Annotated in this window: 22 protein-coding genes; all 22 read left to right on the forward strand. The window is 45.1% G+C overall.

Annotated features, from left to right (window positions below; genetic code table 11):
* Positions 1-12: 12 nt before the first annotated feature.
* Positions 13-555, forward strand: a complete 543-nt coding sequence (gene rplF, locus J2T19_RS26655; RefSeq protein WP_017692089.1) for a 50S ribosomal protein L6 — start codon at positions 13-15, stop codon at positions 553-555.
* Positions 556-672: 117 nt separating this feature from the next.
* On the forward strand, positions 673-1,041 hold the full coding sequence (gene rplR, locus J2T19_RS26660; protein ID WP_056697711.1) for a 50S ribosomal protein L18: 369 nt from the start codon (positions 673-675) through the stop codon (positions 1,039-1,041).
* 27 nt (positions 1,042-1,068) lie between these two features.
* Positions 1,069-1,566 (forward strand): 30S ribosomal protein S5, encoded by a 498-nt coding sequence (gene rpsE, locus J2T19_RS26665; protein WP_017692091.1) that lies wholly within the window; start codon positions 1,069-1,071, stop codon positions 1,564-1,566.
* A 12-nt stretch (positions 1,567-1,578) separates the two neighbouring features.
* Positions 1,579-1,764 carry a 50S ribosomal protein L30 gene (gene rpmD / locus J2T19_RS26670; RefSeq protein ID WP_017692092.1) on the forward strand — a complete coding sequence of 62 codons (186 nt, stop codon included), beginning with the start codon at positions 1,579-1,581 and terminating at the stop codon, positions 1,762-1,764.
* A 43-nt stretch (positions 1,765-1,807) separates the two neighbouring features.
* Positions 1,808-2,248 carry a 50S ribosomal protein L15 gene (gene rplO / locus J2T19_RS26675; protein ID WP_056697714.1) on the forward strand — a complete coding sequence of 147 codons (441 nt, stop codon included), beginning with the start codon at positions 1,808-1,810 and terminating at the stop codon, positions 2,246-2,248.
* On the forward strand, positions 2,248-3,546 hold the full coding sequence (gene secY / locus J2T19_RS26680) for a preprotein translocase subunit SecY (protein ID WP_145053332.1): 1,299 nt from the start codon (positions 2,248-2,250) through the stop codon (positions 3,544-3,546). Before rplO ends, secY begins: the two co-directional genes overlap by 1 nt.
* Positions 3,547-3,636: 90 nt before the next feature.
* Complete coding sequence (locus tag J2T19_RS26685; RefSeq protein WP_145053330.1) at positions 3,637-4,281, forward strand: adenylate kinase; 645 nt, start codon at positions 3,637-3,639, stop codon at positions 4,279-4,281.
* A gap of 4 nt (positions 4,282-4,285) precedes the next feature.
* Positions 4,286-5,038 carry a type I methionyl aminopeptidase gene (gene map, locus J2T19_RS26690; RefSeq protein ID WP_145053329.1) on the forward strand — a complete coding sequence of 251 codons (753 nt, stop codon included), beginning with the start codon at positions 4,286-4,288 and terminating at the stop codon, positions 5,036-5,038.
* 10 nt (positions 5,039-5,048) lie between these two features.
* Positions 5,049-5,357: a KOW domain-containing RNA-binding protein gene (locus J2T19_RS26695; protein ID WP_056697726.1), complete on the forward strand. Its 309-nt coding sequence runs from the start codon at positions 5,049-5,051 to the stop codon at positions 5,355-5,357.
* A 3-nt stretch (positions 5,358-5,360) separates the two neighbouring features.
* Entirely contained in the window at positions 5,361-5,576 is a 216-nt protein-coding gene (gene infA / locus J2T19_RS26700) for a translation initiation factor IF-1 (RefSeq protein WP_017692098.1), read from the forward strand.
* A 152-nt stretch (positions 5,577-5,728) separates the two neighbouring features.
* Entirely contained in the window at positions 5,729-5,842 is a 114-nt protein-coding gene (gene rpmJ, locus J2T19_RS26705) for a 50S ribosomal protein L36 (RefSeq protein ID WP_003333770.1), read from the forward strand.
* Positions 5,843-5,862: 20 nt separating this feature from the next.
* The gene (gene rpsM / locus J2T19_RS26710; RefSeq protein WP_128103670.1) at positions 5,863-6,231 is read left to right on the forward strand and encodes a 30S ribosomal protein S13; all 369 of its coding nucleotides are present in this window, start codon (positions 5,863-5,865) and stop codon (positions 6,229-6,231) included.
* Positions 6,232-6,250: 19 nt separating this feature from the next.
* Positions 6,251-6,646: a 30S ribosomal protein S11 gene (rpsK, locus tag J2T19_RS26715; protein ID WP_017692100.1), complete on the forward strand. Its 396-nt coding sequence runs from the start codon at positions 6,251-6,253 to the stop codon at positions 6,644-6,646.
* Positions 6,647-6,782: 136 nt separating this feature from the next.
* Complete coding sequence (locus J2T19_RS26720; RefSeq protein ID WP_024633566.1) at positions 6,783-7,727, forward strand: DNA-directed RNA polymerase subunit alpha; 945 nt, start codon at positions 6,783-6,785, stop codon at positions 7,725-7,727.
* Between the two features lie 34 nt (positions 7,728-7,761).
* Positions 7,762-8,127 carry a 50S ribosomal protein L17 gene (gene rplQ / locus J2T19_RS26725; RefSeq protein WP_017692102.1) on the forward strand — a complete coding sequence of 122 codons (366 nt, stop codon included), beginning with the start codon at positions 7,762-7,764 and terminating at the stop codon, positions 8,125-8,127.
* Between the two features lie 158 nt (positions 8,128-8,285).
* Positions 8,286-9,059: a tRNA pseudouridine(38-40) synthase TruA gene (truA, locus tag J2T19_RS26730; protein WP_145053373.1), complete on the forward strand. Its 774-nt coding sequence runs from the start codon at positions 8,286-8,288 to the stop codon at positions 9,057-9,059.
* A 206-nt stretch (positions 9,060-9,265) separates the two neighbouring features.
* Positions 9,266-9,703 (forward strand): 50S ribosomal protein L13, encoded by a 438-nt coding sequence (gene rplM / locus J2T19_RS26735; RefSeq protein ID WP_024633564.1) that lies wholly within the window; start codon positions 9,266-9,268, stop codon positions 9,701-9,703.
* A 19-nt stretch (positions 9,704-9,722) separates the two neighbouring features.
* Positions 9,723-10,115, forward strand: a complete 393-nt coding sequence (rpsI, locus tag J2T19_RS26740) for a 30S ribosomal protein S9 (protein WP_056697740.1) — start codon at positions 9,723-9,725, stop codon at positions 10,113-10,115.
* Positions 10,116-10,910: 795 nt separating this feature from the next.
* Positions 10,911-11,603, forward strand: coding sequence for a phosphoadenylyl-sulfate reductase (locus J2T19_RS26745; protein ID WP_307221372.1), 693 nt, complete (start codon positions 10,911-10,913; stop codon positions 11,601-11,603).
* A 161-nt stretch (positions 11,604-11,764) separates the two neighbouring features.
* Complete coding sequence (gene sat / locus J2T19_RS26750; RefSeq protein WP_307221373.1) at positions 11,765-12,934, forward strand: sulfate adenylyltransferase; 1,170 nt, start codon at positions 11,765-11,767, stop codon at positions 12,932-12,934.
* A gap of 69 nt (positions 12,935-13,003) precedes the next feature.
* Positions 13,004-13,759 carry an N-acetylmuramoyl-L-alanine amidase CwlD gene (gene cwlD, locus J2T19_RS26755; protein WP_145053323.1) on the forward strand — a complete coding sequence of 252 codons (756 nt, stop codon included), beginning with the start codon at positions 13,004-13,006 and terminating at the stop codon, positions 13,757-13,759.
* A gap of 78 nt (positions 13,760-13,837) precedes the next feature.
* Entirely contained in the window at positions 13,838-14,938 is a 1,101-nt protein-coding gene (salA, locus tag J2T19_RS26760) for an iron-sulfur carrier protein/transcriptional regulator SalA (RefSeq protein WP_307221376.1), read from the forward strand.
* Positions 14,939-15,098 lie beyond the last annotated feature (160 nt).

Consider the following 15,098-nt stretch of genomic DNA (forward strand, 5'->3'; position numbering starts at 1 on the left):
GAGGTGCAACATATGTCTCGTATTGGTCGCAAACCAATTACAGTACCAAGTGGTGTGGACATCACACTGGACAACACCGTTATTACGGTAAAAGGACCAAAAGGAACTCTGACTCGTGAACTTCATAAAGATATGAAGGTAACAGTTGAGAACAACGAAATTACAGTTGTGCGTCCTTCCGATAACAAAACTCACCGTTCTTTGCACGGCACAACGCGTAGCGTTGTAAACAACATGGTGAGCGGCGTTACTGAAGGATTCGCAAAATCTCTGGAGCTGGTTGGGGTCGGATATCGTGCAAGCAAATCCGGAGATAAAATCGTTCTGAACGTTGGATACTCTCACCCGGTTGAAATTACACCGGAAGCGGGAATCGAATTCGAAGTTCCTTCGAATACGAAAATCATCGTTCGCGGAATCGACAAAGAGCGCGTAGGAGCTTACGCTGCTAAAATCCGTTCCGTTCGTGAACCTGAGCCATACAAAGGTAAAGGTATTAAATATGAAGGCGAGCGTATCATCCGTAAGGAAGGTAAAGCCGGTAAGAAGAAATAAGATTTCTCTTACCGCCTTTGCGCGGCTTTCGGCTTGCTTGCTTCGTGTGTTTCTAATATACCCCGTGGCTTCTGCTTTGAAGCCAGCGAGGTAACCTGAAAGGAGTGAATCCCTGAGATGATTACGAAACCAGATAAAAATAAGGCTCGTCTGAAAAGACACCTTCGTGTTCGTAAGAAAATCCAAGGAACGGCAGCACGTCCACGTTTGAACGTATTCCGTTCTGGTAAACATATGTATGCTCAAATCATCGATGATGTAGCTGGTGTAACAATCGCTTCCGCGTCTACCGTAGACAAAGAATTGAGCAGCGGCATTCAAAATGGTGCATCTGTTGAATCAGCTCGTAAAGTTGGCGAACTCGTTGCTAAACGTGCGAAAGACAAAGGTGTTTCCAACATCGTATTTGACCGTAGTGGTTATCTGTACCATGGTCGTATCGCAGCATTGGCTGAAGCGGCTCGTGAAGCAGGACTTGAGTTTTAAGATATTTTTCAAAAGGAGGTTAACGACTTGCGTGTAGATCCGAATACTTTGGAACTGACTGAAAGAGTTGTAAATATTAATCGCGTAGCTAAAGTAGTAAAAGGCGGACGCCGTTTCAGCTTTAGCGCACTAGTTGTAGTCGGCGACGGCAACGGCTGGGTTGGAGCTGGTATCGGTAAAGCGGGCGAAGTACCTGATGCAATTCGCAAAGGTATTGAAGACGCTAAGAAAAACCTTGTACACGTTCCACTCGTAGGAACATCGATTCCTCACTTGGTAACAGGTAAGTTCGGCGCAGGACGCGTGCTGTTGAAACCAGCATCTGAAGGTACTGGTGTTATCGCTGGTGGTCCTGTACGTGCGGTTCTCGAACTTGCTGGTGTGGGTGACATTTTGACAAAATCTCTGGGTTCTTCGAATTCCATGAACATGGTCAATGCGACTTTGGAAGGTTTGTCCCGTTTGAAGCGTGCTGAAGACGTGGCTAAACTGCGCGGAAAATCCGTCGAAGAGCTTCTGGGTTAGGAGGGAATTCTCATGGCTAAATTAGAAATTACCCTCGTCCGTAGCTTGATCGGACGTCCGGAGACGCAAAGAACAACTGTGAAAACATTGGGATTGCGCAAAATCAACAGCAAAGTGGTTCAAAACGATAATCCTGCCATCCGTGGTATGATTAACAAAGTAAGCCACTTGGTAGCTGTAAAAGAAGTAGAAGCTTAATAACGGGTTAATCCCACAAATCTTTAAGGAGGTGCAACGAACGATGAAGTTACATGAGCTTTCTCCATCTCCTGGATCTCGTAAAGAGCGTAAGCGTGTTGGTCGCGGTCCAAGTAGTGGTACAGGTAAAACATCAGGTCGCGGTCACAAAGGACAAAACTCTCGCTCTGGCGGTGGTGTTCGTCCAGGCTTCGAAGGTGGACAAAATCCATTGTATCGTCGATTGCCAAAACGTGGTTTCGTAAACCCAACTCGCAAAGAATTTGCAGTTGTGAATATTGAAGACCTGAACAGTTTTGCAGCGGGTACTGAAGTAACTCCAGAATTCTTGATGACGAACGGCGTAGTTAAAAACGCTAAATCCGGAATCAAAATCCTGGGTAACGGTGAAGTCACTGTGAAGCTGACTGTTAAAGCTAATAAGTTTTCTCAATCTGCGGTGGAGAAAATTGAAGCTGCCGGCGGTACAACCGAGGTGATTTAATGTTCAAGACCCTAAAGAATATCTGGCGGGTTGAGGATCTGCGCAAAAGGGTATTATTTACCCTTTTTGTACTGATCATTTACCGCATCGGCTCCTTTGTTCCCGTTCCCGGTGTCAACAAAGATGTGTTCGAAGCGACAAATTCTGCGGGTAAAGAAGTTTTTGGACTTCTCAATACGTTTTCGGGTGGAGCACTGTTCCAGTTCTCGATATTTGCACTCGGAATCGTACCTTACATCACTGCGTCTATCATAGTACAGTTGCTTTCCATGGACGTTATACCTAAATTAGCGGAGTGGGCAAAGCAAGGTGAACAAGGTAAGAAGAAATCTGCACAGTTGACCCGTTACTTAACGGTAGGGTTGGCATTGGTTCAAGCGTTTGGTACGTCGATCGGATTCAATCGCTTGTACAATACTGACATGATTCCTAATGCAACTTTTGCAGATTATATCTTGATTGCGATTGTACTTACGGCCGGTACTTCATTCCTGATGTGGCTTGGTGAGCAGATCACCGAGAAGGGCATAGGAAACGGGATTTCGATTTTGATCTTCGCGGGTATCCTATCAACGGTGCCTAACATTATCAAACAAACGATCGAATCCGACTTTATCCAACCTGATCAATTGTTCATGAACATTCTCAAGGGTGTAATCATCGCAATTGTAATTGTGCTGATCATCATTGGTGTCATTTACATTCAGCAGGCGATTCGGAAAATTCCTGTACAGTACGCTAAACGTGTCGTAGGTAACAAAATGTACGGTGGACAGAATACACACATCCCGCTGAAAATTAATGCAGCAGGTGTTATCCCTGTCATCTTCGCATCATCGCTGTTGATGTTCCCAACGATTATCGCCAACTTCTGGGCAGATCGCGTATGGGCACAGTGGATCGGTCAGAATCTGACTACACACAAACCTCTTGGTATGTTGTTGTATGTCGTGATGATCTTCGGTTTCACATTCTTCTATACTTTCGTACAGATGAATCCTCAGCAGATGGCTGATAATATGAAAAAGAACGGCGGTTACATCCCAGGCATCCGCCCGGGTAAAGCAACCGAGAAATATCTGACCCGTGTCATGACTCGTTTGACAATGGCCGGAGCCATCTTCTTGGCAGTCATTTCCGTTCTGCCTGTATTCTTAGGGGCACTTTCTGGTTTGCCTCAATCAGCGCAAATTGGAGGAACATCCCTCCTGATCGTTATCGGTGTTGCGCTGGATACGATGAAGCAAATCGAAAGCCAATTGATCAAACGCCACTACAAAGGTTTTATCAATAAATAGGCAATAGGTACCGGTCGAGTGAAGATTTACTTGCCGGCACCTATTGTGCTGTTTGTTGATGTAGGGTAGTCTTGGAGGGAGTGACATAACGTGAACATCCTATTCATGGGCCCTCCGGGGGCAGGAAAAGGAACGCAAGCAGAAGTCATCGTGAAAGAGTTCGGTATTCCCCATATTTCAACAGGCGATGCATTTCGCCTTGCGATCAAACAGGGAACTCCCATTGGTTTGAAAGCCAAGGAATATATGGATCAAGGATTGCTTGTACCAGATGATGTTACAATCGGCATCGTTGAAGAACGATTGCAGCAGCAGGACTGCAGAGAAGGGTTTCTCTTGGATGGTTTTCCAAGAACCTTGTCTCAAGCAGAAGCGCTCGATGGCATTCTGGATCGACTGAATTCAGGTCTTGATCATGTGATTAACCTGAAAGTGGATCGCAACAAACTGTTGGCTCGTTTAACGGGTCGTCGGCTTTGTAAAAACTGTGGAGCCACGTATCATGTCGTATTCAATCCGCCTAAGCAGGAAGGTATTTGTGATAAATGCGGCGGAGAGTTGTACCAACGCTCTGATGATAATGAAGAGAGCGTAGGCACGCGTCTGGACGAGTATATCAACAAAACAGCACCACTCCTCACGTTTTATGAGAACAAAGCTCTTCTTCGTCAAATGGATGGAGAGCAGGATATCGATCAAGTTTCTCAACAAATCGTGTCCTTACTGAGAGGTTAATTGAATGATCATTGGTAAGTCAGAAACGGAACTGGGTTTGATGCGAGAAGCAGGGAGAATCGTAGCGGAAACTCATCGCCTCTTAGCAGAACATATCTCACCCGGTATTACGACTGGAGAACTTGACCATATGGCCGAACAATTTATCCGCAGTCAAGGAGCTGTGCCGTCTTTCAAAGGTTATAACGGTTTCCCTGCCAGTGTGTGCGCTTCAGTGAATGAAGAGTTGGTGCATGGATTTCCCGGCAAACGCAAGTTGAACGAGGGCGATATTGTTACGTTTGACATCGGCGCGCAGTACCAAGGGTATCACGGAGATTCAGCCTGGACTTATCCAGTTGGCCGTATTTCTGAAGAAGCCCGTCGTCTCCTAGACGTTACGGAGGCTTCATTGTACGCAGGTCTGGCGCAAGTGAAACCTGACGTTCGCTTGTTTACAATATCTCATGCGATTCAGAAATATATTGAGGATGCTGGTTTTTCGGTAGTACGTGAATATGTCGGTCACGGCATAGGAGCCAATCTGCATGAGGAGCCACAGATTCCGAACTATGGTCTTCCTGATCGAGGACCACGGCTCAAAGCGGGCATGGTGCTGGCCATAGAGCCGATGGTTAACGTAGGTAGACGGTATGTAAAAACGTTGGAAGATAACTGGACTGTCGTAACTGTTGATGGATCGTTATGTGCCCACTTTGAACACACCGTAGCAGTTACACCAGATGGCATGGAAATTTTCACAAAACTGAATGCGTAGGTGATAAGGCATGAATAATCAGTCTAATCCGCAGCTCGGTCAACTTGTGAAGATCCGTAAAGGCCGCAATGCGGACCAAGCCGCAGTAATTGTTGCTATAGCGGACGCGAGGTTCGTATATATTGCGGATGGAGACAAACGTAAGTTTGATCAACCCAAGAAGAAGAACATTCTTCATCTTGAGCTCCAACCGATGATTAGCAGCGAGGTCGTAAACAGTTTAAACGAGAGTGGTCGGGTGACAAACGGAAAGCTCCGCTATGCGGTGCATTCGTTTCTGGAATCCACCAACATTCAAGCTGAAGAGAAAGGAGACTGACTAATGGCTAAGGAAGATGTCATTGAAGTGGAAGGTACGGTTCTCGAACCGCTACCGAATGCAACGTTCAAGGTTGAGCTTGAGAACGGTCATCAAATTCTCGCTCACGTTTCCGGAAAGTTGCGGATGCACTTTATCCGTATCCTGACTGGAGACAAAGTAGTTGTTCAGTTATCGCCTTATGATCTAACAAAAGGTCGTATAACTTACCGTAAATAGTAGTAGACAGTTGCAATGAACTGTGAAGCTTATGAAGCGGGTTTTGCCCGGCAAAACTTGCGAAAGCTTCGAAGCCGGTTTTACAATAGTAGAACAAGGTCAATGCTTACGAAGAGAGTTTTGCTAAGCAGAACTTTGAGGAGGTAATTCACATGAAGGTAAGACCTTCGGTCAAGCCGATTTGCGAAAAATGCAAAGTCATTCGCCGCAAAGGGAATGTAATGGTTATCTGTGAAAATCCGAAACACAAACAAAAACAAGGTTAATGAAGGGGGTGTAGCGTAAAATGGCACGTATAGCTGGTGTGGATTTGCCACGTGATAAGCGCGTTGAGATCGCCTTGACTTATATTTTCGGAATCGGTAAAACGACTTCCCAGAAAATTCTGAGCTCTACAGGCATCGATCAGAACACTCGTGTTCGTGATTTGACGGAAGATGAAGTCAGCAAATTGCGTGAAAGTATCGACAAAGAGGTCAAAGTTGAAGGTGACCTGCGTCGTGAAATCTCTTTGAATATTAAACGTTTGACGGAGATCGGTTGTTACCGTGGAGTTCGTCATCGTCGTGGTCTGCCTGTTCGTGGACAACGTACGAAAACGAATGCTCGTACTCGTAAAGGTCCTCGTCGTACAGTAGCGAACAAGAAGAAATAATAAGGGGGGATAAGAGAAAATGGCTAAACCGAAAAAAGTCGTACGTACTAAACGTCGTGACCGTAAAAATATTGAATCTGGCGTGGCACATATCCGTTCCACTTTCAATAACACTATCGTTACTATTACGGATCCTCACGGAAACGCAATTTCGTGGGCAAGCTCCGGCGGCCTCGGATTCAGAGGTTCCCGTAAATCGACTCCGTTTGCTGCACAAATGGCTGCTGAGACTGCTGCCAAAGCTGCAATGGAACATGGGATGAAAGCCGTTGAGGTTATGGTTAAAGGACCAGGCGCAGGCCGTGAAGCAGCGATCCGCTCTTTGCAAGCTGCTGGTCTTGAAGTTAACCTGATCAAAGACGTAACTCCAGTCCCGCATAACGGATGCCGTCCTCCAAAACGTCGTCGTGTCTAATGAGATTTGCCCCTGCGTGTGGTATACTTCCGGCACAATCTGCTAATAATGGTTGTTTAGGCATAGTACTGCATGTTTTCGCAAGAGAAGGTAAATGTTTCATAGAGGACCGACGTTTTGAAGGAGGGGTATTGCAGTGATTGAAATCGAAAAGCCGAAAATTGAGACGGTAGACGTCAACGATGATGGCACCTATGGGAAATTCGTAGTAGAACCGCTGGAACGTGGATATGGTACGACGCTTGGAAACTCGCTTCGCCGAATCTTGCTTTCCTCACTGCCGGGTGCGGCAGTGTCTTCGGTTCAAATCGATGGCGTTCTGCATGAATTTGCTACAGTTCCTGGCGTAATGGAAGATGTAACGGAGATTATTCTTAACCTGAAAGCTTTGTCGCTTAAGATTCATTCCGACGAGGAGAAAGTTCTCGAGATTGATGCTGAAGGCGAAGGAGCAATTACGGCAGGAGATATCCGTGCTGACTCCGATGTGGAAATCCTTAATCCGGATCTTCACATTGCTACGCTCGGACCAGGTTCGAGACTTCACATGCGTATTTTTGCCAATCGCGGTCGCGGCTACGTCCAGGCAGATCGGAATAAACGCGATGACCAGCCGATCGGCGTCATCCCTGTCGATTCCATCTTCACCCCGATCAGCCGCGTAAACTACGCTGTGGAAAATACGCGTGTCGGCCAAGTGACCAACTATGACAAGCTCACGTTGGAAGTTTGGACTGACGGAAGTATTCGTCCTGAAGAGGCTGTAAGCCTCGGCGCTAAAATTTTGACCGAGCACTTGATGCTCTTCGTGGGTCTTACAGACGAAGCGAAAGATGCAGAGATCATGGTCGAAAAAGAAGAAGACAAAAAAGAAAAAGTACTCGAAATGACGATCGAAGAGCTGGATCTCTCTGTTCGTTCCTACAACTGCCTCAAACGTGCTGGTATTAATACCGTACAAGAGCTGACTACGAAAACTGAAGAAGACATGATGAAAGTCCGTAACCTCGGACGTAAGTCTTTGGAAGAAGTTCAAGAGAAGCTTGAAGAGCTTGGTTTGGGACTCCGTACAGAAGAATAGACAGCCGAGTGCTTGAAGTGAAGGAGGGAAAACAATGGCATACCAAAAGTTGGGCCGTAATTCCAGCGCGCGTAAAGCTTTGTTCCGTGACCTGGTAACCGACCTGTTCTTATATGAACGCATTCAGACAACTGAAGCGAAAGCAAAAGAGGTTCGCTCTATTGCTGAAAAACTGATCACTAAAGCGAAAAAGGGAGATCTTCACGCCCGTCGCCAAGTGGCAGCTTATGTTCGCCGTGAAACTATCGATGGTGAGCAAGATGCAATCCAAAAACTGTTTAGCGAATTGTCCGGTCGTTACGCTGAGCGTCCAGGTGGATACACTCGTATCCTGAAACTGGGACCTCGTCGTGGTGACGCAGCGCCAATGGTTTACTTGGAACTGGTAGACCGCGCGTAGAACAGATGAGATGAGGAAAGGGGACAGAGTCAACGATTCTGGGTTAACCCTTTTTTTCTCTTCATTCGGAATTCGTGCTGTAATTGAAGCTCCGTAAGGGGCTTCTTTTGCTGTTCGGGATAGGCATATGTATAGTATGGAACAAAGGTGTGGTTATGATGCGCAACTTATGTATGACGGTAACTTACGATGGAACAGCCTATTACGGCTTTCAAGTACAGCCGGGAGGTAATACCATTCAGGACCATCTTGAAGATGCTATTCGTGCATTAACCGGTGAGACAGTTAAAATTACGGGTTCAGGCCGAACGGATGCAGGCGTTCACGCCCGCAGACAAATCTTCAATTTTCCTACAGCGTCCCAGATTCCAATTGAGCGTTGGTGTATTGCACTCAACTCCAGATTACCATCGGATATTGTCGTTATTGATGCATTGGAAGTGCCAGCGGATTTTCATTCTCGCTATGCAGCGAAAAAGAAAACGTATCGGTACACTGTTAATGCGAATCAATTTCCGGATGTTTTCAACAGACGACTGCAATATCATCACCATGCCAAACTGGACACTGCGGCCATGGAGGAGGGACTGCGTCACTTTATAGGTACGTATGATTTCACTTCCTTTGCTTCACGCAAGTCTCAGAAAGAGAATCATGTACGTTCGGTATACGAAGCATGGATGGAAGTAGACCGTTCAATGTGTAGGGATCATCCGCGCGATCAAGGTGTCATTCACATTTATGTGAGTGGTAACGGCTTCTTGCAGCATATGGTTCGTATCATTGTAGGTACACTGCTGGAGATCGGAGAGGGCAAACGGAAAGCCTCTGATGTACCGAATATGATTGCTGCATGTAATCGATCTGCTGCAGGACCAACTGCAGTTAGCTGTGGTTTAATGCTCTGGGATCTTGAATACAAAAAAGATTAAATTTGGTGAGTAAAAAGCTTAATTAACACTTGCGATTTAATCTCCTATCATGTAATATAAAAGTTGTGTTTTCTTAATGGCTTTCCCACAGCCCCAATTAAGAGGTTCACATCGCAACAACTAATCCATCAACACCTAAAGTTATAACTTAATGAACGAAGATAAATGAAAATGATGATTTTGAACATTTTAAGGAGGAACTTTTCATGCGTACTACGTACATGGCGAAGCCTAACGAAGTTGAGCGCCAATGGCACATCATTGATGCTGAAGGCAAAACCCTCGGACGTTTGGCGAGCGAAGCAGCTGCTTTGATCCGCGGCAAACATAAGCCACAATTCACTCCACATGTGGACACTGGCGATTTCGTTGTTATCATCAATGCTGAGAAAATCGTATTGACTGGTAAAAAAATGCAAGGTAAGAAATACTACCGTCACTCGATGCACCCAGGTGGTTTGAAAGTAACTACTGCTGAAGAGATGGTTAAAAACAAACCTGAGCGTATGTTGGAACTGGCTGTTCGCGGTATGCTTCCAAAAACTCGCATGGGCGAGAAAATGAAGCTGAGACTTAAAGCGTACAGAGGCACTGAGCATCCACATGCAGCACAAAAACCAGAAGTTTACGAACTTCGCGGCTAATTAAAAGGAGGACAGTTTCATGGCACAAGTACAATACTATGGGACAGGTCGTCGTAAACATTCGGTAGCACGTGTTCGCCTTGTACCGGGTGAAGGACGCATTGTCATCAATAAACGTGATATTAATGAATACTTCGGTTTGGAAACACTCAAACTGATCGTAAAACAACCACTGACTTTGACAGAAACGCTCAGCAACTATGACGTTTTGGTTATCGCTCATGGTGGCGGAATCTCCGGTCAAGCCGGCGCTATCCGTCACGGTATCTCTCGTGCTCTGTTGAAAGCAGATCCTGAGTACCGTGCATCCCTGAAAAAAGCAGGATTCCTGACTCGTGACCCACGGATGAAAGAACGTAAAAAATACGGTCTCAAAGCCGCTCGTCGCGCTCCTCAGTTCTCCAAACGTTAATATGTATTACAAGCCTCTGGCCTTGGCCAGGGGTTTTTTGTATCTAAAATGACCACCCTGCCTGCCTATGCGGATCCAATACTCTCTGATGCAGGTTGTTTCATTCCCTCGAGGCTTGAGGACAAATGTACAGGTTCTCACAATTGAGCTCTGTCTCGTTTTTTAATTATCCTCTTACACCTTTCACATCTTGTTTCCTTCCCTGAACACGAATAGAAACTACATAGCTCATTATAGAGTCTCATTTCCTTCTGAACCTATTGGTTCTGAACCTATTCCTTCGGACAGATTAGATCATACGAAAAACTTGAGGTATTTAATATCTCAATTCATAAGCACAATAACCTAGTGAAGCGGCCTAACAATCCATCAGTCTTTCTTATAGTTTCAATAAAACTCGCTTACATATCTCTGAGTAATCCCTGATCTAAGTTCTAGGTATAAGCGCACTTATCTGCCACTACAGTTAGACAATATAGGCATAAAGAGCTGCATAATCTTCACTCTTATAATGTCTGTAAACCCAGTAGGGGCAAAGGATTGCTGGCGATCACCATAAGTGATGTACTGGCTTAGTGTGCGCTGTATTGATTCACATCTATTCCTTTTAGCAGGGATAGAGGGTAACTGAATCACTAATTGATGGCTCATTTATAACGTCAAAGTGAAGCAAAGTATGCTCTTTTTTACCATATGGCAGGCATTGACATCCCCTAAGAAAGATTTATACTAAACATAATTCATATTAGATTAGTCGGTTTTAGATTTACAATTGTTGATTGGGGGAAATACAAAATGAACTTGCTTGAAAAAGAGGAGCTTGCCCGGACAAAAGCTGAGGAATTAGAATCTGCTAGCCCAGAAGATATTATTCGTTATGCGGTTGACACATTTCCCAACATTACATTTGCATGCAGCTTTGGTGCGGAGGATGTTGTGTTAGTAGATATGCTGCAAAAGATTAGTCCATCTACGGATGTGTTCTACTTGGACACGGACTTTCATTTTAAAGAAACGTATGAAACTCGGGACCTTATGCAAGAAAAGTACAATTTAGATTTTGTGCGCGTATCACCTAAAATTACGCCTGAAGAGCAAGAGGCAGTGCATGGAGCAGAGTTGTGGAAATCGGATCCTAATGCTTGTTGTAATATCCGTAAGGTAGAACCTCTGACACGTATACTATCTCAGTATGATGCTTGGATTACAGGCATACGTCGAGATCAAGCACCAACTCGTGCTAACTCCAAGAAAGTGGAGTATGATGCAAAATTCGGTCTTATGAAATTCAATCCGATTGCTCACTGGACTTCCGAAGATGTCTGGGACTACATTCGTGCAAACAACGTCGTTTACAACCCACTACATGATCAGAATTATCCGAGTATCGGATGCGAGTATTGCACACGTCAAGTCATGCCTGGAGAAGATCCGCGTGCGGGACGCTGGTCGGGCAATGACAAGACTGAGTGTGGACTGCACAAATAATTTTCATATTGTAAGAAACAAGCATAACCAATAAATGGTACAATTATATAAGCATATGGCTCGATATTAACAAACCTTGAGGTTTCCGTAACCAAACCAGTAATTGACTTCTGTGATACTTTTTCATTGTTGTAATTAATATTGAATAGGGAGCTGACAAGATGACTTCAATTCTGCCTCATGGAGGTACGCTAGTACAGCGTGTCGTACAAGGAGAAGAACGGGAACAACTACTGCGGGAAAGTGAGGCTCTACCTTCACTGCGTATTAACACATGGACGATCTCTGACCTGGATCTGATTGGTGTGGGTGCATTTTCTCCACTGACGGGTTTCTTGAATGAGGAGGATTATCTCTCTGTTGTATCACGTATGCGGTTGGCAGATGGTACGGTATGGAGTATCCCGATCACGCTTGCTGTAGACGATCAGCAGGCTGCTGAGCTCCAGATTGGACAGAAGGTGGCTTTGGTGGGGCAAGACGATGGAATCACTTATGGCTTGCTGGAAGTCCAGAGTGTTTACAAGGTGGATCAGGGCGAAGAAGCACGTCAAGTGTTCAAAACAGATGATCCTGAGCATCCTGGTGTGAAAAAATTGCTGGAGCGACCTGCAACGTATGTGGGAGGTCCAATTCAAGTGTTAAATCGTCCTAAACCAGCGAGGTTTGAGCAATTTTACTTCGATCCAGCTGAGACCAGAAAAACTTTTCAGGAGAAAGGCTGGAGAACAGTAGTTGGCTTTCAAACTCGTAATCCAGTTCACCGTGCACATGAGTACATTCAGAAAAGCGCGATGGAGATCGTAGATGCCTTGTTCCTTAATCCGCTGGTAGGTGAAACGAAGTCTGATGACGTTCCAGCTAATGTGCGCATGAAGAGCTACTTGGTGTTGCTGGAGAACTATTATCCGGCCGATCGTGCACTTCTAGGTGTGTTTCCAGCGGCCATGAGATATGCAGGCCCACGTGAAGCAATTTTCCATGCTATGGTGCGTAAAAATTACGGTTGTACTCATTTTATTGTTGGTCGTGATCATGCTGGTGTGGGTGATTATTACGGTACCTATGAAGCTCAAGAAATCTTCTCTAACTTCACAGCTGAAGAATTGGACATTACGCCGCTGTTCTTCGAGCATAGCTTCTTTTGTACCAAATGTGGTAATATGGCATCCAGTAAAACTTGTCCACATGGTAAAGAGCATCATATGACGTTGTCTGGAACTAAGGTACGTGGATTGCTTCGCAATGGAGAATGTCCACCACCTGAGTTTACACGTCCAGAGGTAGCTGAGGTACTGATTGAGGGAATGGCTGAGCAAGTCCAGTCCTAAAGGTTATATTTGTCCATCTTGTCCCATATAGATGATTAGAGTCATTTATAGGGGCGAGGTGGTTTTTTTATGCGTAAAAATAGGGGAAAGCATTTTGTAGTATGGATACGTCTACGTACAGTGAAGAGAGTGCTGCTGAGTCTTTGTTTGTTAGCAATGTTAGTGGGTGTGGCTACGTATGAGATTCCTTCATCCAAGACTTCTGGATATTGGAGCTTGCCTCTTGCTGGCAAAGTTATCGCAATTGATGCCGGACATGGTGGCCCAGATGGGGGAGCTGTGAGTAAGCAGGGGGTAATCGAAAAAGACATTAATCTTTCCATCGCCTTATATGTGCGGGACTACTTACAACAAGCAGGTGCATTGGTCGTTATGACACGAGAGATCGACACGGATCTTGCAGAAGCGGATACAAGAGGTTACTCCAAACGTAAAACAGAAGATCTGAAACAACGAGTTAGACGGATTGAGGACAAGCAAGCAGATTTGTTTATTAGCATTCATATGAATAGTGTTCCTTCTAACCGCTGGAGCGGGGCACAGGTATTTTATACACCAAACCATGTTGACAATGAAGGGTTAGCAAATCTGCTTCAGCAAGAGATGATAAGGAATCTGGAAAATACAGATCGCATTGCTAAAACGGTAAATACGGTGTACTTACTTCAGGCATTAAAGATACCGTCTGCTCTAGTGGAAGTAGGCTTCCTCTCTCATCCAGAAGAGGCGCGAATGCTTGCAGATGAAACGTATCAGCGCAAGGTTGCAGCCTCCATCTATAACGGGATTCTGCGATATTCCTCTGGAGAACGCCCTAAAAGTTAGTCACAATTAGACTCGTAATGATATAATTGATACAGCATACCTAATACATGCCAATAGATAAAGCTGAGGTGCTGTCTGATGTTATCAAAAGAACAGATACTTGAACTATTGCAACCACTACAAGAACCACAATTGGGAGTTAGTCTGACCGAACTGCAGTGGGTTCGCGATGTTATGGTGAAAGAACATCATGTAGCCATTACTCTCGTGACGTTGGACAACCAACCTGAGGATACAACAGCTCTAAGTGATGCTGCACGTAATCTTTTGTCCCAGCATGGAATAGAGGATGTACATATTCGCTTTAGGGCAGCGTCTGAGCATGAACGTCAGAACCTTTCAGAAGGTGATATTCAACAAGACCCAAGTGACGAAGAAGTTCTCGTCAAAGGTCACGCAGCAGGTTTAGGTGGACACGAATTGTTGAGCCCTGAATCTGGTGTACGTTACATTGCAATTGCAAGTGGTAAGGGTGGCGTTGGTAAATCCACTGTGACAGTGAACTTAGCAGTTGCTCTGGCGCGTCAAGGTAAAAAGGTCGGCTTAATTGATGCTGATATATATGGCTTCAGTGTGCCGGACATGATGGGGATTGAAGAATATCCTGTAGTAGAAGATGGGGTTATTCAACCGGTAGAACGATTCGGTGTTAAAGTTATGTCGATGGGATTCTTTATCCGTGAGAACAATCCTGTGATCTGGCGTGGCCCTATGTTAGGTCGTATGCTTCGTCAATTCTTTACCGATGTGAATTGGGGAGAACTCGATTACATGCTGCTTGATTTACCTCCAGGGACAGGTGACGTTGCGTTGGATGTACATCAGATGATACCCCATAGCAAAGAGATCATCGTCACAACGCCACATGCAACAGCTGCTTTTGTTGCGGCACGCGCAGGAGCAATGGCTATTCAGACCGAACACGAGCTGCTTGGTGTCGTCGAGAATATGGCGTATTATGAATGCGGAAGTTGTGGAGAAAAGGACTATGTGTTTGGTCGTGGAGGCGGTGGACAGCTTGCTGAAAGCTTGCATACACGTCTACTTGCTCAGATTCCACTTGGAGCACCAGATAACCATATCTCTGAGCCAGACTTCTCACCATCTGTATATAAAGCGGATACAAACATTGGTACAATCTATGCGGAGATCGCTAAAGAGATTGAGACTAAATTCTAAATTTTTATTTGTGAGTTGGAAATTTCCTTTGTTGGAAGCGACATCTACAAATAAAAGCCCTGCATCTATTGGTATTATCCCCTTTAAGTAGACACTTAAAAAAACCTTCATGTTATCATGAGGGTTCAAGTGAGACTTGGAGGGGATATTTTTTTATGGC

Origin of the sequence: Paenibacillus tundrae (genome assembly GCF_030812775.1) — a bacterium.
Lineage (GTDB): Bacteria > Bacillota > Bacilli > Paenibacillales > Paenibacillaceae > Paenibacillus > Paenibacillus tundrae_A.